The following is a 17,664-nucleotide window of genomic DNA, read 5'->3' as shown; positions in this document are numbered from 1 at the left end:
AAAAGAAGGACAAACCATGTTTAAATGCAAAAAAGGATTTTTCATTCAGCTATGAGCAAAACAGTTGAAAGTCAAAATAGGTCAGAGTATACTATAGTCAAAGATGGTCAAACAACAGACCATTTTATTTAACATTCATTGGTCAAATAAAGTCAAACTTTATTTTAAGGAGGTCATGGCTTATGCGTTGTCAACATTGTCAAGTAAATGAAGCAACGATTCGCCTGAATATGCAAGTAAATTCGTCCCGTAGCCAAATGGTTTTATGTGAAGACTGCTATACCTCTTTGATGGAACAGTCAAAAATGAAAATGGGTCCTAACCTTTTCGGAGGCGGTTCATTCTTCTCTGAGCAAGCAGGACATGCGACGAGCCAAGAGCGGCCTAAACAAAAAGGCTTACTCGATGAGCTTGGCCGGAACTTAACGGATGGCGCACATGCTGGTTTAATCGATCCTGTCATTGGCCGTGATGAAGAAGTCACAAGAGTCATTGAGATTTTAAATAGAAGAAATAAAAACAATCCTGTCCTCATTGGTGAACCTGGTGTTGGTAAAACGGCCATAGCCGAAGGACTAGCACTAAAAATTGCAAATGGAGATGTACCAAATAAATTAAAGAACAAACAAGTTTATTTATTAGATGTCTCTTCACTTGTGGCAAACACAGGTGTACGTGGTCAATTTGAGGAACGGATGAAGCAATTAATCAAAGAATTGCAAAGCCGTAAAAATATCATCTTATTCGTTGATGAAATTCATCTTCTTGTAGGCGCAGGCTCTGCCGAAGGGTCAATGGATGCCGGAAACATTTTGAAACCAGCTCTAGCTCGAGGGGAACTGCAGCTAGTAGGTGCGACAACATTAAAAGAGTATCGTCAAATTGAAAAAGATGCTGCCCTTGAACGCAGGTTCCAGCCCGTCATGGTTGATGAGCCAACACAGGATGAAGCATTCGAGATATTAAAAGGCATTCAAGATAAGTATGAAGCCTATCATGGCGTCACCTATTCTGACGAAGCCATTAAAGCGTGTGTTCAATTATCTTCGCGGTATATTCAAGACCGCCACTTGCCGGATAAAGCCATTGATTTAATGGATGAAGCAGGTTCAAAAGCGAATCTCTCCATTGATGCAGCAAGTGAAGATGAATTAACAAACCGTCTTGCGCAAATTGCCGCTGAAAAACAAGCTGCTTTAAATGAAGAACGATATGAAAAAGCAGCGAAGCTTCGAGACGAAGAAGAAGCGATTGAAGCGAGATTGCAAAACAAAACAAATGACAAAGAACATGTCGTCACAGCTGAGGACATTCAGTCGATTGTAGAACAAAAAACAGGTATCCCTGTCGGCAAACTGCAAGCAGACGAACAAACAAAAATGAAAGAAATTGATGTGCGCTTAAAAGCCCGCGTCATTGGTCAGGAACATGCCGTTGAAAAAGTGGCGAAAGCCGTAAAAAGAAGCAGAGCCGGCTTAAAATCAAAACACAGACCAACTGGCTCCTTCCTTTTCGTTGGACCAACAGGCGTCGGGAAAACCGAATTGTCTAAAACATTAGCGGAAGAATTATTTGGCTCAAAAGAAGCGATCATTCGTTTAGATATGAGTGAGTACATGGAGAAACACTCCGTGTCCAAAATCATCGGTTCTCCTCCTGGTTACGTTGGACATGATGAAGCCGGACAGCTCACGGAAAAGGTTCGCAGAAAACCATACAGCATCATTTTGCTTGATGAAATCGAAAAAGCGCACCCTGATGTCCAGCATATGTTCCTTCAAATCATGGAAGATGGCCGTCTAACAGACAGCCAAGGCAGAACCGTCAGCTTTAAAGACACAGTCATCATTATGACAAGTAACGCTGGCAGCACAGATAAAAAAGCGGTCAAAGTCGGGTTCCAGTCTGAACAAGAAGAAGCCATCGAAGAACAATCATTGATTGATTCACTGAGCGCTTATTTCAAACCGGAATTCTTGAACCGTTTTGACAGCATCATTCAGTTTGATTCATTAGATAAAGACGATTTAGTCAAAATTGTGGATCTTCTGCTCAAAGATTTGTCAGAGCAGTTAAAAGAACAAAATCTAACTGTTCACATCACAAACGAAGCGAAAGAAAAAATCGCCGAACTTGGTTATCATCCAGCATTTGGGGCTCGTCCGTTACGAAGAACGATTCAAGAGCATGTTGAAGATCAAATGACGGACATCTTGCTTGAAGAAGAAAAACTTACTGGATTTACAGTCGATGTTGAACATGACGAAATTGTTGTGAAAAAGAGCTAAGTACATCCTAAGGAGGATCTTCAGCTCCATCATGTGGCAGTGTCTAAATTCCATCTGAGCGCCGACGCTCCCCCGCCTCTTTTCCTTTACGATAAAAGAAAAAGAGGTGGATTACATGGATCACATGATCAATTGGAACTACGATTTGATCAAAATCATACATGAAGAAAAATTAAAAGAATTGCTCTTAGATGAAACAGCTCAAAAAAGATGAAGTTTCCAGATTGTTGACAAAGAGCTAAAATGAACTTTATTTTAGCCCTTTGTCTTCTTTTCAGCGTGATAGAAAACCTTTGCAGCCCTAGGAAGGACGAGTACTGGCGCGGAGCGAATGTCACATTCGTGAGCACCAACACGCAGGACTGACAAAGAATGCGAGGGTTTGTCTACACGCTGAAAACTCCCTTTTATATGAGGGAGTTTTCTTTTTTTACGGCTTCTAGAAAGCGCTTTCGTCAAAATTTCTTCACATAAAATGTCTTAATTTTATATTCTGACTAAAACCCTTCTAGAAGACACCGATATTAACTATAGAAAAAGATAGTTAAAGGATTTGGTGAGATAATGGACAAAACATCGTTAATTGGTATTATTTTAGCATTTATTGCACTGAGTGTCGGTATGGTTTTGAAAGGTGTGAGTCTAACCGCTCTTATCAACCCGGCGGCTATATTGATCATTGTGGTTGGGACAATTTCAGCTGTTGTCATTGCCTTCCCATCTAGTGAAATTAAGAAAACACCAAAATTATTCGGCAAAATTTTCAAAGATAGCAAGCTTCCAACGATACAAGAAATGATTCCTCTATTTTCAAACTGGGCACAAATTGCTCGTCGTGAAGGTCTTTTGGCATTAGAGGCAAATCTTGAGGAAGTCGATGACGATTTTCTAAAGAACGGCTTAAGCATGGCAGTTGACGGTCAAAGTGCTGAATTTATTCGCGACGTCTTAACAGAAGAAGTCGATGCCATGTCGGAGAGACATCAGTCAGGCGCATTAATCTTTACACAAGCTGGTACATACGCTCCGACTCTAGGGGTACTTGGTGCCGTTGTCGGACTTATTGCCGCACTTGCAAACATGGGAGACATTGAAGCACTTGGACATGCGATTAGTGCTGCCTTCGTCGCCACACTGCTAGGGATTTTTACAGGGTATGTGTTGTGGCATCCATTTGCCAACAAGCTGAAGCGTAAATCAAAGGAAGAAGTAAAGCTTCGTCTCATTATGATTGAAGGGATTCTTTCTGTCCTTGAAGGCCAGTCTCCAAAGGTCATTGAGCAAAAACTTCTGATGTACTTACCAGCAAAAGAACGTGCAAATCTTGTCATTGAAGAAGGAGAAAAACAGAATGGCTAGGAAACGTAAAAACCATGATCATGAAGACCATGTAGATGAGTCTTGGCTGATCCCTTACGCCGATCTTCTTACGCTTCTTCTCGCCCTCTTCATTGTGCTGTTTGCATCTAGCTCCATTGATGCGGCAAAATATGAACAGATGGCTAAATCGTTTAATGTTGTCTTTACTGGCGGCACTGGCGTAATGGACCAATCAAGCATGCAGAGCACCGAAGAAACAGAAAACAGTAATCAAACCAAAAAATCCGCAGAAGATGAAGAAGAAGCAAAAGCGAAAGCTCGTGACCAAGCGGTTTTAACAAAGGTTAAAAAGCAAGTAGATTCATTCATTGCGGATAAAAAACTTGGTTCGAAGCTTGAAACAAAGCTGACGGATGAAGGTCTGCTTATTACAATTGAAGACAGCATCTTCTTTGATTCTGGGCGAGCGGTGATCCGCTCGCAGGATGTTCCGTTAGCCAAAGAAATATCAAAGCTGCTCGTCATTAACCCCGCTCGTGATATCGTCATTAGCGGGCATACAGATAACGTTCCGATTCGGAATTCTGAATTTGAATCCAACTGGTATTTAAGCGCCATTCGTGCGGTCAACTTTTTAAATATTCTCCTTGAAAACAGCAACCTAGACCAAGAGAACTTTAGCACAAAAGGTTACGGTGAATTTAAACCGATTGCCTCTAACGATACCGCAGAAGGCAGAAGTAAAAACAGACGCGTCGAAGTTCTTATTTTGCCAATTGAGAAAAAAGCAAAATAAATAGGAAGCCAGCAGCTTCCTTTCAGATCATGACAAAGGGCTAAAATGATGTTTATTTTAGCCCTTTGTCTTTCTTATGAGCGCGATTGAAAGCGCTTGTCGTTTATCGGTGCGCAGGACTGACACCATATACGAGGATTAGTCTACATACTAAAAAGGAAGCCAGCGGCTTCCTTTTTTATGTGTTTATTCTTTATGATCATATAAATGCTTGGCACGCAGTCCTACATGTTTGAGCATATCGATGCAGGCATCCTTTTCCTCTTCACTAAGCACACTGATCATCTCGTGAATCTCTTTTGCATGATCTGGGAAGATGTCATCAAGCAAAGCTCTTCCCTGCTCCGTAATATGTGCAAATGTCACCCTGCGGTCTTCTGCACAAGCTTTCCGGCTAAGGAGTTCTTTTTTCTCCAATTTATCAACCACATACGTGATACTTCCGCTTGCGAGTAAGATCTTATCACCTATTTGCTGAAGCGGCTGATCACCTTTATGATACAGCAATTCTAATACAGCAAATTCAGTTGGATTCAGACCGTGCTTCACAATATGTTTGTTCATGTGGTGATTAATGGAGCGATAGGCACGTGATAGTACAATAAATAATTTCAAAGATTTCTCAACATTATGATTTTCCATTTTTTATCATCCTTTATGAAATGCAACCCACTAATGTGACATTAATAAACAATAAGTAAAATGTCAACATGTTGAACCATTTTTAGCATGAAAAAGAGACCAGAACGAATCACCTAATTTTTTAAAAATCTCACAAGTCATCGTAATAAAGATAGGTTCAATGCTATAATAAGTCTATTAGGTAATACGTTGGAGCGATGAATCATGAGTATACTGAAAGGGTTTTGGAAGAAGATCAAGCTTTACCTTATTTTGGTCGTGATTCCAACCCTCATCATTAGTTATTTTATCTACGAAAAAGAAACTGAGAAAATTGATGTAAAAAACAAACAAACCGCTACACTTATGTTAAATATTCACAAAAACCAGATGAATTATTTAATCAGTGAAACAGAAGCAAGATTAACTTCCCTTGCCATGGGATTTGACCAGCCGCTTGAAACGAAAAGAGTACAAAACATCCTAGAGAAAATCTATAAACAAGAACCTCGTTTTTCAGGCCTGTATCTCCTAGACCAAAAAGGAAATGTCACAGCCAGCACCACACCATTAAAGGAAAAAATCAACCTGTCATTTAGAGATTACTTTAAACGTATTCAAGTCACAAAACAGACCGTCATCACAGATAACTATGTGAGCCGCATTACTAAGCAGCGGATTCTCTCCATTTGTGTCCCTGTTTTGAATGAAAACGACGAAGTCACGGATGTGCTAGTCGCTGCGATTCAAATTGATTATTTAAGAAATATTATGAATGTATTAAACCCAGAGCTTCATTTTAAGATGCTGAATCAAAATGGAGACGTTGTGTTTACAAGTGGTCCACAGCCAGCATCTGAAAGTGATAGCACCGTGTCTACATATTTAGATGAAAACAGCTGGAAGCTGGAGGTTTTTCCGCAGCGTGCGACAACAAGTGAAGTCCTGTCTGTGATGCTGTTTCCTTTATCCAGTGCATTTATTCTCTTAAATATCTTATTCACACTCGTCCAATATATCATTTTAAGACGACAAACCCAGCAGGAACGCCACCAAAATGAAGCACAAAAACTTGAACTCATTGGAACACTTGCGGCAAGTACAGCTCATGAAATTCGCAATCCATTAACAGGCATTAGCGGATTTATTCAACTTTTGCAAAAGAAGTATCGTTCAGAAGAGGATCAGCTTTATTTTTCTGTCATCGAAGAAGAAATTAAACGGATTAACCAAATCGTCAGTGAGTTTCTTGTGCTAGGAAAACCAACGGCTGAAAAGTGGCAAAATAATTCTGTGAAAGAAATTGTCAGTGAGATCATGCCAATTGTATTTTCTGAGGCGAACCTTTATAATGTCGAGGTTGATTTGCAAATCAATACCATTCAAGATGTTGGCGTGTATTGCACGAAGGATCACATTAAACAAGTGGTATTGAATGTAGCGAAAAACTCGTTAGAAGCGATGCCAAATGGCGGTCATTTGAAGATTGTCATTGAGGCTGAAAAAGAACAGGTTATCATAAAAGTGAAAGATACAGGTGAAGGTATACCAGAAGAGATGCTGAAACATATCTTCCTCCCTTTTATTACGTCGAAGGAAAAAGGAACAGGTCTTGGGCTTGTTGTGTGTAAACGAATCATTTCGATGTATGGGGGGACAATCGATATCGAGAGCGAAGTGAATAAAGGAACAACCGTGATCATCATGCTCCCTTCTGCACACTAATAGCTGAAACATTCAGCCGGTTTTGCTAATGGCAAGACCGGTTTTTTGATGTCAATAAGAAGGCCGATTAACAGAAAGGAGACTCATTTGTGATACAAGATCATGAAAGGAAGCAACTGATTGTTGTTCATGAAAAAGAAGATACTGATACTCGTTCATCAGGTTGTCCAGTTCTTGACTATATTTAATTGTCGTCTCACCTGTATAGCCTTCTACTTGAGCAGCTTCTACCATTTGTCTTCTCTTTTCATCAATTGACATTAATAGCTGTTCTTTCCGTACATAAATATTCATGATCTCAGCTCCCGCTATGAATTCGTCTGTCTACGCTCTAAATGGATCCGACACCAAAATTATACTTTATTTGTAAATTAAATTAAATATGCTTATTTTATTTAATTTTTTACAGCCTAAAGACCTTTTACCCAATGAATTCTGGGGGTAAACTTCAAAATTGGACAGGACTGACACATTGATTAAACAGAATTTTATCCTATGCAGAAGACCAAAATCAACTATTTTCTCTCTCATTTTATGTCTATTTTCCTAAAAAAAAGCTGATCTTCCGCCTCATGCGAAATGATCAGCTCCCACTATTAAACCGTTTCTTCTTCGTAAATTGGCACCCAGCCCTCAGTTGTGACAAATATGCGAACGGCAACGACTTGACGATCTTCTTGAAGTGTAAAGTAGTGACGAATATTCGGAGGCACAGAAATTAAATCACCTGGATTCAGTCTCACATCAAAAAAGACACCATCTTTGCCTTGAATGGCAAAGATGCCATGACCGCTCACGATAAATCTGACTTCATCATCCGTATGATGATGCTCACGTTTAAAGTTTTGAAGCAGTTCATCCAGGTTAGGAGTCGCATCTGATAATGAAATCACATCCTGCGCTTTGTATCCTCTTCGCTCGGAAATACTCTTTATTTCCTCTTGAAACACAGTTAAAATTTCTTCCTTTTCATCATCTGTTAAATCGTACTTTTCTGATAACTGTTTTGGTAGTTTTTCAATATCCCAATGTTCATAAATGACCCCTTGCTGTTCTAAATACGCCCGGACCTCTTGTTCGTTCTCAAGTAACGTGTTCTCTTCATTATGAATATAAATGGTCGCCATGTGTGTTTCCTCCTTTTTATTTAACAAGCTGCTTTTGGTAAAGCGCTACTTTCAAATGATAGGTAAATAAAAATTCATAAGCCTCTAAGACTCGTTTGGCTTCAAATGCGGTTTTCCCCCAAACGGTGATGCCATGATTACGAATGAGTACAGCACCAGCATCGTCCGTCAGGTGCACTGCAAATTGCTCTGCAAGGTGCGGAATATGAGCTGGGTTTTCAATAATAGGAACAGCAACTTCTGCATCCTCTTCCCAATAACCAAGCGCTTTAATGATTTCGTTGCCTTTAAAACGAACTTCTCCTTTATCGCCATACAGCTCAGAAATGACATTGTTATCGATCGTGTGGACGTGAAGACAACATCCTGCTTTCGTCCGCTCATAAATGTATGTGTGAAGCAGTGTTTCAGCTGATGGCCTGAGCGGCTCATTCGGATGAACCGGCTGACCTGCTGCATCAACAAGAACAAAATCTTCATCGGTTTCTTTTCGTTTATCTTTGCCACTTGCCGTCACCAAAAACGTGATGGGATCATCCGACACTTTTATCGATAAATTGCCGCTCGTTCCGTAAAACCAGTCTCTTTGTGCCAATTCACGTTTGACGTCTGCTAGTTCCTTCCAGCGTTTACTCTTCTCGTCTGCCATTCCTTCACTTCCTTTATTTGATCAAATTGCGCTTTTAGATCAACAAATGTTTCATACTCTTTATGTACGAGCCCCAGCTCTTTACATTCGTTCAGTAAATAATCACGCGCAAACGTGAGATCCGCATGTTTCGCTGCCTCAATATCAGTCACTGAATCACCAATCATGATAATAAAATCATCTTCCTGCGTCAGCTCTCGAATAATGGAAGGCTTGCAGCAGCCACAGCCATTTTGGCATTCTGAATCACAAGCATGCGGCCATTCAATTTGAATATGGTCTTCTTTAAATGATGCATGGTTACAATAAATATTCTCTTGTTCGACAATCCCTTCAAGGATAGGGTAGACAAAAAAGTCCATACCGCCGCTGAGTACATAGAAAGGAATGTCTGCTTTTTTGACATCATCGACAAACTGTTCAAATCCTTCACGAATCTCTGTATCCTCTAAAATAAATGACCGAATGGCTTCTTTCTGATCACTCGTCAGTAACTGAAACATTTGCCCGACGCCTTCTTGGATCGTGATCTCTTTTGCTAGAACACCATCCTTCCATTTCGTCCATTCTTTTGGAGCAAACTGCTTCATGATGCGAATGATATTATCATTTTTCGTAATCGTGCCATCAAAATCACAACATACAATTGGTTTTTTCATTTATTCTGCTACCCTTCCCCAAAGATCAAGTGCTGCTTGTAAGTCTTGACAAGTTGATGCTTTTTCTTCGATAGACTCTTTTTTGACCACCGCATCAATGATCGAACGAAAGGCTTTCCCTCCTCCGATTGCTCCCCGCGGATGTCCGTGAATTCCCCCGCCTGCATTAATGACATGATCAAGTCCAAAATCTTTGATTAAGATCGGCACCATTCCCGGGTGAATGCCTGCTGAAGGGACAGGAAATGTTTGTTGAACTGTATCCTCTTTCACACATGCTTCGAAAATGCCAATGGCATCTTTTTTCGGAAGGGCGACTGATCCATAAGGAGAGGGAAAAAGACTTAAATCAGCGCCAGCATATCGATTTAATTTGCCTAAAAGAAGAGAATGCGAGAATCCATAGTCTGGAGAGGATGTCATTGCACCGCTCACTGCCGGATGTGCCATGATCGGCAATGGGATCTCTGGATCTTCAGCCAAGCTTTGCATGACATCAAGTCCATAGGCAAAAACGTTGAATAATAGCGCATCAGCCCCGAGTTCGGCTGCCTTTCTTGCTCGATCTTTCAAATCAAAAGTTCTACCAGTTAAATTAACAGCATAAAGCGTGCGATGTCCTGTCTCTTCATATGTTTCTTTTAATATCTTTTTTCCTTCCTTGATTCGATCTTCAAAAGGGGCTAATGGGCTTTCAAATAAAATCTCATCATCTTTGATGAAGTCTACTCCACCTAAAGCCTGTAAGCGGAGCTGTTCTTTTAAATCCTCCATATCACGGCCGATCACGCCTTTAAATATACTCATCAATAGCGGCCGATCAAACACGCCTACTTTCTTTCGTATCCCCTCAATGCCAAATACCGGTCCTGGCAGACAGCGTTTAAACCTTTCCGAAAATTCGATATCGACGAGCTTTACTTTCCCATCCAGTGAAAGCTTTCCAAAAATCGTCGTCAACACCGCTGGTATATCAGCTGAAAAGTTCGCCTCAGGATAAGCAATGGTCACCTCTGATTGATACAGACCACCATTTGCGGGAGACTGATCTTTTACGCTCACCACACGGCCTTTATGTTTTTTCAGCTGCTCCTTTTTGAGCTGAGGCAAGTCCGTCCATGACCCGACCGTTAACCCAAGTGCGATCTGCTCTGCTTTTCGGTCTATTTGTTCATCCTCTCGATGTGTTAGTACGTATGTTGCCAGTAGTTCACTCACTAGGAATCCCCTTTCGATTGCGTCCTGTATGTGGTCAATAAAAAAACCTCTTTAAGTGCTTGATCAGCGCGTTAAAGAGGTTTCGTCTCATTCATCCGAATCTTATCTCTCAGCGCTTGCTGCAAGAATTAGCACCGTGCTTCATGGAAGTCGGTTGCCGGGCTTCATTGGGCTAGTCCCTCTGCCTACTCTTGATAAGAATATTCAATTTTCTTAAATATTGCCTGAATTATCGCACCATTTTTTTACGTTGTCAATGGCTTTTTTTCAAATAACTGCAAGGCAGCGATACGATCAGCGGCTTCCTTTAGCCGCTCCTCGCTTGTTAAAAGACCGACTCTGACGTAGCCTTCACCGTGAGCACCAAAGCCATTCCCCGGTGCAACAACAACATGTGCTTTTTCTAATAATACATCAGAAAAAGTTTCAGATGTATACCCTTCAGGCACCTTTAACCAAGCAAAAAACGAGCCCTTTGGCGCACTGACGTCCCAGCCAATCTCTTTGCATGCAGCAATCCAAGTGTTTCGTCTTTTTTCGTACCGATCATTTTGTACTTGGACGCACGTTTGATCGCTTAAAAGTGCTTCTGCTGCTGCATCTTGAGTTGCTTTAAACAGTGACACAAACAGGTGATCCTGATAAAGCTCAATGGCTTCGATAACAGAGGCATTCCCTGCTGCAAAACCGACTCTCCATCCAGCCATATTATACGTTTTGGACAATGTATATATTTCAATACCTGTCTCTTTTGCTCCGTCTATTTGCAGGAAACTGAGGGGATTTTCGCCGTCAAATCCTATGCCACCATATGCAAAATCATGGACTACACACATATTATTTTCACTCGCAAACGCAACAGTATCTTCAAAAAATGTCCGGGTTGCAGTCGCACCAGTCGGATTATTTGGGTAATTTAAGTACATCAATTTTGCTTGATTCTTATCCTCTTCTGACAGTTGGTGGTAGTCAGGCAAAAAATCATTTTGTTCAAGAAGAGGCATTGTGACCATATGAGCTCCGGCAAGCACAGCGCCTGACCAGTAATCAGGATATCCTGGGTCTGGAACAAGCAGCGTATCACCTGGATTCAGTAAACATTGCGGCAATTCGACTAGTCCCGCTTTTCCTCCAAATAAGATGGCAATCTCTGTCTTTGGGTCAAGCGTGACGCCATATTCTCTTTCATAAAAAGCAGCTGCGGCCTTTTTTAGTTTCGCTGTCCCGCGGAATGAGGAGTATTGATGATTTTCAGGTTTTGCTACCGCTTCCTGCATCGCTTTCACAATATGTGGAGGAGTGGGCTGATCAGGATTTCCTTGACCTAAATTAATCACATCTGCCCCTTCCTGCATTTTTTTCTGCACTTTTTGAACAAGCGACGCAAAAAATTGTTTCGGTAAATGTTTCAATACATCTGATTGCTGGAATTCCATTTTTTCACCTTCTATTCAAGTTACGTGACAATACAATCACTGTAATGGATTGTTTTATGAATTGTAAAGCAATTTTGAAAAAAGATTGACATGTGAACTGCAGCTCTGATAATATCTAGAATTAAGAAATGCAAGCAGACATGAAACAATTACATATTGATTTCTCTTATCGAGAGTTGGGCGAGGGATTTGGCCTTTTGACCCCAACAGCAACCGACCGTTAATACCACTGTGAAGTGGGGCGCAGCAAGAACAGCGCCAAGACAATTTATTGTCTTATAGGGCACGGTGCTAATTCCATCAGACGTATGTGCTGAGAGATAAGAGAGGCTTCGAGCATACACGCCATCAAGCCTCTTTCTCTCAGGAGAAAGAGGCTTTTTTATATGATTTGGAGGGGAAGCAATTGGTTACACTTACGGCATCATATGAAGAATTAACAGAGAGTTCGGCAGTTGCACTTGCCATTAGACTTGGCTTGATTCGAGAGAGCAGTCATTTGACATGTACTGAAATTGGCGACGGAAATTTAAATTACGTCTTTCATATTTATGATCACAAACAAGCAAAAGGACTGATTATCAAGCAGGCCCTTCCTTACGCAAAAGTCGTTGGAGAAAGCTGGCCGCTGACATTAGACCGCGCAAGAATTGAAAGTGCAGCACTCATCAAGCAATCAGAGTATGCACCACATCTCGTACCAGCCGTCTATTATTCGGATACAGCTCTTGCAGTGACGGCAATGGAGGATCTATCACACCTTGAAATCGTCAGAAAAGGGCTAATTGCCGGAAAACAATACCCGTATTTATCAGATCATGTCGGAGAATTTTTAGGCAAAACACTATTTTACACGTCTGACTTTGCCACAAATCCTAAAATCAAAAAACAATTCGTGAAACAGTTTACGAATCCTGATCTTTGTGACATTACAGAAAAACTCGTCTTCACAGATCCTTTCTTTGACAGCGAAACGAATGACTTCGAAGAGGAATTAAGAGAAGAGGCACAAGCACTATGGGCTGATCTTGAACTGCAAGCAAAAGCAGCAGAATTGAAACGGATCTTCTTAACCTCTGCTGAAACACTGGTACATGGAGATCTTCATACAGGCAGTATTTTTGCAAACGAAGCGGAAACGAAAATCATTGATCCAGAGTTCGCTTTTTACGGTCCTTTCGGATTCGATATCGGTCACTTTATTGCCAATTTGTTCATCAATGCTTTATCTCATGAGAATGAGCAGGATCAGCAGCACCTTTTTGATCATGTCGTCAATGTGTGGGCAACATTCAAAGAAGTGTTCACAAAAGCATGGAAAGAAGACAGTATTGAAGCGTTTAGTGTATCGGACAGCTTTTTAGAAACAACCTTTGACCGTATTTTAAAAGAGGCCACCGGCTTTGCTGGCTGTGAGCTTGTTCGCCGAACCATCGGTCTTGCGCATGCGGCTGATCTCGATGCGATTCCATCACATTCTAGAAGGCTTCAGCAGAAAAAAGCAGCACTTACACTAGGAAAAACATTCATCAAACAATATCAAGCAGTGGAAACAGCGTCTGACCTCGTCGCATTATTCCAGCAAACTGTAAAGGAGTGACGAGTTTTGTCTAAAGAATTTGAAGTTCCCCGTTCCGTCGAATGGGAAGAAAACCGTATCAACATTTTGAATCAGCAAAAATTACCCGCTGAAACCGTGTTTGAGCATTTATATACAAAAGAAGATGTGTATGATGCCATTGTGACGCTAAAAGTGCGCGGAGCACCTGCTATTGGCATTACAGCGGCTTTTGGGCTTGCACTCAGTGCACAAGAGATTGATACAGAAGACATTGATATCTTTAAGCGAGAAGTCGCTCGCCTGAAAGAATATTTAAACAGTGCTCGTCCAACCGCTGTGAATCTTGCCTGGGCATTAGACCGGCTTTATCAGCGCATTGAGCGTGCTGCTTCGGTGAATGCAGCCAAAACTGATCTTGTCCATGAAGCCATTCAAATTCAAATCGAAGATGAAGAAACATGCCGGCAAATCGGTCAAAATGCTCTTCAGCTCTTTAAATCTGGTGATCGAATTATGACCATTTGCAACGCAGGCTCCATTGCCACAAGCCGGTACGGAACAGCGCTTGCACCCTTTTATTTAGCGAAAAAGAAAAACCTCGATCTTCACATTTACGCATGTGAAACACGTCCTGTCCTTCAAGGCGCTCGTCTGACGACATGGGAATTGATGCAGGGCGGCGTAGATGTGACGCTTATCACGGATAATATGGCAGCCCATACGATGAAAGAAAAACAAATTTCTGCCGTTATTGTTGGTGCAGATCGAATCGCTAGAAACGGTGATACAGCAAATAAAATTGGAACGTTAAGTCTGGCTATTTTAGCTAAACACTTTCAAATTCCATTTTTTGTGGCAGCGCCTCTTTCGACCTTTGATGTGTCAACTCAGGATGGGTCAGATATTCCGATTGAAGAACGCGACCCGCAGGAAGTAAAGGAATTAAACGGCATCCAAATTGCGCCTCCTGACGTGCAGGTATTTAACCCTGCCTTTGATGTCACTCCTCATCACCTCATTTCCGGAATCATTACAGAAAAAGGCATTATCACTTCCAACTATACAGAAGAGATTGATGCACTATTCACCGAAAGCGTGTCACTTTAATCAAACAAAAGCGCGGGGTTCTTATCATTTAAGAGCACCGCGCTTTTTTGTTTCGTTCGTTTTTGCTAATATTTCTTTTTTCTGTTCTTCTGTCAACACGTTCATTTTGACAAATAGTGATGTGACGGCGTACATTTTATCTTTTTTGCCCCATAACATGTTAGCAGCCTCCTTTTTCCCTAGACCAACTTTTTTAGCTTAATAAAAGGATATGTCGCTCGCTAAACATTTGGAACAGGTCAATTCATTTATTTTTGAACAAATGGGATGCCTTCTAATTCTAAAAGGATCGCTTTCATCCCTGTCTTCGTCCCTGCATAACCAGTCAGAGTCCTGTCTTTTCCAATGACCCGGTGACACGGGATAAAAATAGGCAATGCATTGCGTCTATTAGCTTGTCCAATGGCTCTGACAGCCTTTGGATTGCCGATCGCTTCTGCAATATCAGCATAGCTTTTTGATTCACCATACGGAATAGTAGAAAGTGCCTCCCACACTTGCTCCTGAAACGGAGAGCCTGCTTGCTTGAGCGGGAGATCGAACACTTTCCGATCGCCCTTAAAATACTCATCCAGCTGTTTTTTCGCTTCTTTTAATACAGGCGTGTCTTCTTGTTTAAAATGGTCTCTCTGTTCTTTGACCAAAAACGATTCATCATCAAACTTCACTTCAATGATGGCACCATCTTTCTCTAGTATGTATAATGCCCCGATTGGTGCGGTATAGACTGTATAATACACATTAAAGCTCCCCTTCTTGTTTCTGTTGCCGGAGTGGAAGCGTGAGATGGAACACTGTTCCGACCCCTTCTTCACTCTCTACTTCAATGGTTCCTTGATGCTCTTCAATAATTTTATAACTAACCATTAACCCAAGTCCAGTGCCTCTTTCTTTTGTTGTATAAAATGGTTCTCCGAGACGCTTTAGTTTATCCTCTGTCATTCCGCAGCCTTCATCACGAAGAGAAATCACAATGTGCTCCTCGCCCTTCCTTTGAATGCTCACATATACATTTCCTTTCTGAGGCATTACTTCAATCGCATTTTTTAAAATGTTAATAAAGACTTGCTTCAATTGATTTTGTTCACAGTAGATGAGCGGAATATCATCGAGCACATCTAAATGCATTTGTACATTGCCAAGATTGGCCTGTGCGTGAAGAAGGTCCATCGTGTCTTTGACAATTTGCACGACATTTTTTTCTTCATAGATGATGGCCTGCGGTTTCGCTAAAATCAAAAATTCTGTAATGATGGATTCGATTCTTTTTAGCTCTGATGTAATGACATTAAAATAGAGCGAATACTCCCCTTCAATGTTTCCTTTGAGCAACTGAATGAAGCCTTTTAAAGCCGTCATTGGATTTCTAATTTCATGAGCAATTCCAGCGGCAAGCTCTCCGACAACATGAAGCGTATCCGATTTTCTTACCCGCTCCTCTAATTCCTTGCGTTCAGTCACATCTCTAAAGATGGCCAAATTCATGTTATGAATAATATTTCGTTTAAAAGAAAACTCCAAAATACGTTGATCTGGATGGTTCAGCACAAATGGAACTTCATTGTCCATCTCATCTAATGACATCGCCTGAGCTGGCTGCGCCAAATTTTCAATTTGATATGGCGCAAGGATATGAAAAAGATTCATTTCCGTTAAGTGATCATCTTTGAGGCCAAGCAGTTCACTTGCGGAAGGATTCACATCAATAATCCGGTATTGATTATCGAAAAGAACAATGCCATCCATAGAGCCATTAAATACTTTACGGAATTTGAGCTCACTTTCTCGAAGCTCCTCTTCCATTCGCTTTCTGTCACTGACATTCCGTAAAATGGTTAAGTGCTGTCCTTCTAATACCGCATGCTTAGAGGTGAACTCAAGCTCTTTGAATTGGCCATTCGCCATTCTAAAGAGGAGTTCTTCTCTGATTTCAAGATTCCTGATATACCGTCTTCTTGTCGGCCGGTATCTGCGATCAGATTTGACTAGAAAATCCATGAGTTTCTTGCCAATCAGCTGCTGCATCGGTAATTCGAAAATTCGGCAGGCGGATTCATTTGCCCTGACAATCTCTCCATCATCCGCCCAAATGATGATGGCATCCATCGCATTTTCGAATATTTCTCTAAAACGTTCTTCACTTTTTAGCAGCTTTTCTTCCATTAATCTTTTTTCTGTAATATCACGCATGATGGACATGTAAAAACCACTCATCACATTGGATGTGATGGTCAGTTCGAATAATTTGTTCTGCCCAGATTGAAGGGTAACAGGAAGTTCTCCCTTTGCTTTCCCTGTTTCTTTCAATGAAGTTAAGAGCTGCTGGAGCGCTGGAAGGTTTTCTTCTTCAACAAATTCATTTAAGTAGCGGTCTGTTAAATCTGTTTTTTGAAGTTCAAAGCTCTGGCAAAAAGAGTGATTGGCGTCAATCATACAACCATCCTGATCAAAAATGACCATACCGTCAATCGCTCGATCAAATAAATCTTTAAACAGCTGCTCATTCATCGAACGTTCTCGCTCTAATATTTTCTTTGAAGAAATATCACGCATGACGACAATATATTGTTGATTCACCACGTCGTGCTCCGCCACAAATTCAATATATTTTGTCTCTCCATTTTCAAGTTGAATGGAGATCTCTCTTTTTAACGTTCCTTTTCGAAAAAAAATCTCAAGCGAGCAGTCAATTTTGTTTTTCGGGATGCCGTATAGGAAATCTAGAACGGATTTATTGAGGAGGTCTTCTTTCGGTGTTTGCACAAGCCTGCATGTCGCTTCATTGGCTTGGATAATGTTGAGGTGCTGATCAAATATAAAAATCGCATCTAACGTCTTATTTAACAGCATTTTGTGCTGTATCAATTCATTTCGCAAATATTCGTTCTCTTTTTCTAATTTTCTGATATTTTTCGCACCATCGAGCGTTTCAGTCATTCTCTTACACTCCTTTTCCAGCCTCATTCCTCTACAATATTTCTACAAGATTTTCATTGTTCCTTCATTCGACTCATAAAAAAAGAGAACTTTTTACACGAGGCTTGCTTCATTTGTTTCATTTGGATGACACGATTGTATAACGATTCTCTTTTCTTACGCTTCTTTTACAACCGTTCTACAATTTCACATCAAATAGCGAAATGAGCCAATTTGTATT

Annotated in this window: 16 protein-coding genes and 2 riboswitches; of the genes, 6 read left to right on the top strand and 10 right to left on the bottom strand. The window is 40.9% G+C overall.

Going from position 1 to position 17,664, the window contains the following annotated elements:
- Positions 1-182: 182 nt before the first annotated feature.
- From V7L95_RS13420 to motB, 3 genes are all read left to right on the top strand, one after another.
- Positions 183-2,288, top strand: a complete 2,106-nt coding sequence (locus V7L95_RS13420; RefSeq protein ID WP_340966817.1) for an ATP-dependent Clp protease ATP-binding subunit — start codon at positions 183-185, stop codon at positions 2,286-2,288.
- Positions 2,289-2,852: 564 nt separating this feature from the next.
- A complete protein-coding gene (gene motA, locus V7L95_RS13415; RefSeq protein WP_008346088.1) occupies positions 2,853-3,647 on the top strand; it encodes a flagellar motor stator protein MotA in 795 nt (264 codons plus the stop codon).
- Complete coding sequence (gene motB / locus V7L95_RS13410) at positions 3,640-4,404, top strand: flagellar motor protein MotB (RefSeq protein ID WP_191218882.1); 765 nt, start codon at positions 3,640-3,642, stop codon at positions 4,402-4,404. The genes motA and motB overlap by 8 nt, the downstream gene beginning before the upstream one ends.
- A gap of 186 nt (positions 4,405-4,590) precedes the next feature.
- On the opposite strand, the gene V7L95_RS13405 is transcribed toward motB, so the two are convergent.
- Positions 4,591-5,046 (bottom strand): MarR family transcriptional regulator, encoded by a 456-nt coding sequence (locus tag V7L95_RS13405; RefSeq protein ID WP_003211701.1) that lies wholly within the window; start codon positions 5,044-5,046, stop codon positions 4,591-4,593.
- Positions 5,047-5,250: 204 nt separating this feature from the next.
- On the opposite strand from V7L95_RS13405, the gene V7L95_RS13400 reads away from it, so the two are divergent.
- Positions 5,251-6,750 (top strand): ATP-binding protein, encoded by a 1,500-nt coding sequence (locus tag V7L95_RS13400; protein WP_008346092.1) that lies wholly within the window; start codon positions 5,251-5,253, stop codon positions 6,748-6,750.
- A 51-nt stretch (positions 6,751-6,801) separates the two neighbouring features.
- Here the strand turns inward: V7L95_RS13400 and V7L95_RS13395 are convergent, their stop codons facing one another.
- From V7L95_RS13395 to V7L95_RS13370, 6 genes are all read right to left on the bottom strand, one after another.
- A complete protein-coding gene (locus V7L95_RS13395; protein ID WP_008346101.1) occupies positions 6,802-7,044 on the bottom strand; it encodes an aspartyl-phosphate phosphatase Spo0E family protein in 243 nt (80 codons plus the stop codon).
- 302 nt (positions 7,045-7,346) lie between these two features.
- Positions 7,347-7,877: a cupin domain-containing protein gene (locus V7L95_RS13390; RefSeq protein ID WP_008346104.1), complete on the bottom strand. Its 531-nt coding sequence runs from the start codon at positions 7,875-7,877 to the stop codon at positions 7,347-7,349.
- Positions 7,878-7,893: 16 nt separating this feature from the next.
- Positions 7,894-8,526, bottom strand: coding sequence for a methylthioribulose 1-phosphate dehydratase (locus V7L95_RS13385; protein WP_224559799.1), 633 nt, complete (start codon positions 8,524-8,526; stop codon positions 7,894-7,896).
- On the bottom strand, positions 8,490-9,185 hold the full coding sequence (locus V7L95_RS13380) for a 2-hydroxy-3-keto-5-methylthiopentenyl-1-phosphate phosphatase (RefSeq protein WP_017367123.1): 696 nt from the start codon (positions 9,183-9,185) through the stop codon (positions 8,490-8,492). Before V7L95_RS13380 ends, V7L95_RS13385 begins: the two co-directional genes overlap by 37 nt.
- Complete coding sequence (mtnW, locus tag V7L95_RS13375; protein WP_265785934.1) at positions 9,186-10,403, bottom strand: 2,3-diketo-5-methylthiopentyl-1-phosphate enolase; 1,218 nt, start codon at positions 10,401-10,403, stop codon at positions 9,186-9,188.
- 99 nt (positions 10,404-10,502) lie between these two features.
- Positions 10,503-10,604: riboswitch (SAM riboswitch) on the bottom strand.
- A 44-nt stretch (positions 10,605-10,648) separates the two neighbouring features.
- A complete protein-coding gene (locus V7L95_RS13370; RefSeq protein ID WP_265785935.1) occupies positions 10,649-11,839 on the bottom strand; it encodes a pyridoxal phosphate-dependent aminotransferase in 1,191 nt (396 codons plus the stop codon).
- Between the two features lie 163 nt (positions 11,840-12,002).
- Positions 12,003-12,166, top strand: a riboswitch (SAM riboswitch).
- A gap of 79 nt (positions 12,167-12,245) precedes the next feature.
- On the opposite strand from V7L95_RS13370, the gene mtnK reads away from it, so the two are divergent.
- On the top strand, positions 12,246-13,439 hold the full coding sequence (mtnK, locus tag V7L95_RS13365) for an S-methyl-5-thioribose kinase (RefSeq protein ID WP_076821820.1): 1,194 nt from the start codon (positions 12,246-12,248) through the stop codon (positions 13,437-13,439).
- A gap of 6 nt (positions 13,440-13,445) precedes the next feature.
- On the top strand, positions 13,446-14,507 hold the full coding sequence (gene mtnA / locus V7L95_RS13360) for an S-methyl-5-thioribose-1-phosphate isomerase (RefSeq protein WP_008346114.1): 1,062 nt from the start codon (positions 13,446-13,448) through the stop codon (positions 14,505-14,507).
- 24 nt (positions 14,508-14,531) lie between these two features.
- Here the strand turns inward: mtnA and V7L95_RS13355 are convergent, their stop codons facing one another.
- The 3 genes from V7L95_RS13355 to V7L95_RS13345 form a co-directional block, all read right to left on the bottom strand.
- Positions 14,532-14,666, bottom strand: a complete 135-nt coding sequence (locus V7L95_RS13355; RefSeq protein ID WP_008346115.1) for a hypothetical protein — start codon at positions 14,664-14,666, stop codon at positions 14,532-14,534.
- 89 nt (positions 14,667-14,755) lie between these two features.
- Positions 14,756-15,247 (bottom strand): methylated-DNA--[protein]-cysteine S-methyltransferase, encoded by a 492-nt coding sequence (locus V7L95_RS13350; RefSeq protein WP_017359455.1) that lies wholly within the window; start codon positions 15,245-15,247, stop codon positions 14,756-14,758.
- Position 15,248: 1 nt separating this feature from the next.
- The gene (locus V7L95_RS13345; RefSeq protein ID WP_074042073.1) at positions 15,249-17,444 is read right to left on the bottom strand and encodes a PAS domain-containing sensor histidine kinase; all 2,196 of its coding nucleotides are present in this window, start codon (positions 17,442-17,444) and stop codon (positions 15,249-15,251) included.
- Positions 17,445-17,664: the final 220 nt, after the last annotated feature.

Source organism: Bacillus sp. PPSBB_11 (assembly GCF_038023285.1).
Lineage (GTDB): Bacteria > Bacillota > Bacilli > Bacillales > Bacillaceae > Bacillus > Bacillus altitudinis.
This window is presented reverse-complemented; position numbering and strand designations above follow the sequence as displayed.

Bases quoted from the DNA above. Each gene is read 5' to 3' on its own strand.
- V7L95_RS13400 (WP_008346092.1), top strand. From the start codon at position 5,251: ATGAGTATACTGAAAGGGTTTTGGAAGAAGATCAAGCTTTACCTTATT.
- motA (WP_008346088.1), top strand. From the start codon at position 2,853: ATGGACAAAACATCGTTAATTGGTATTATTTTAGCATTTATTGCACTG.
- V7L95_RS13380 (WP_017367123.1), bottom strand. From the start codon at position 9,185: ATGAAAAAACCAATTGTATGTTGTGATTTTGATGGCACGATTACGAAA.
- motB (WP_191218882.1), top strand. From the start codon at position 3,640: ATGGCTAGGAAACGTAAAAACCATGATCATGAAGACCATGTAGATGAG.
- V7L95_RS13420 (WP_340966817.1), top strand. From the start codon at position 183: ATGCGTTGTCAACATTGTCAAGTAAATGAAGCAACGATTCGCCTGAAT.
- V7L95_RS13370 (WP_265785935.1), bottom strand. From the start codon at position 11,839: ATGGAATTCCAGCAATCAGATGTATTGAAACATTTACCGAAACAATTT.
- V7L95_RS13385 (WP_224559799.1), bottom strand. From the start codon at position 8,526: ATGGCAGACGAGAAGAGTAAACGCTGGAAGGAACTAGCAGACGTCAAA.
- V7L95_RS13395 (WP_008346101.1), bottom strand. From the start codon at position 7,044: ATGAATATTTATGTACGGAAAGAACAGCTATTAATGTCAATTGATGAA.
- V7L95_RS13345 (WP_074042073.1), bottom strand. From the start codon at position 17,444: ATGACTGAAACGCTCGATGGTGCGAAAAATATCAGAAAATTAGAAAAA.
- V7L95_RS13390 (WP_008346104.1), bottom strand. From the start codon at position 7,877: ATGGCGACCATTTATATTCATAATGAAGAGAACACGTTACTTGAGAAC.
- V7L95_RS13355 (WP_008346115.1), bottom strand. From the start codon at position 14,666: ATGTTATGGGGCAAAAAAGATAAAATGTACGCCGTCACATCACTATTT.
- V7L95_RS13405 (WP_003211701.1), bottom strand. From the start codon at position 5,046: ATGGAAAATCATAATGTTGAGAAATCTTTGAAATTATTTATTGTACTA.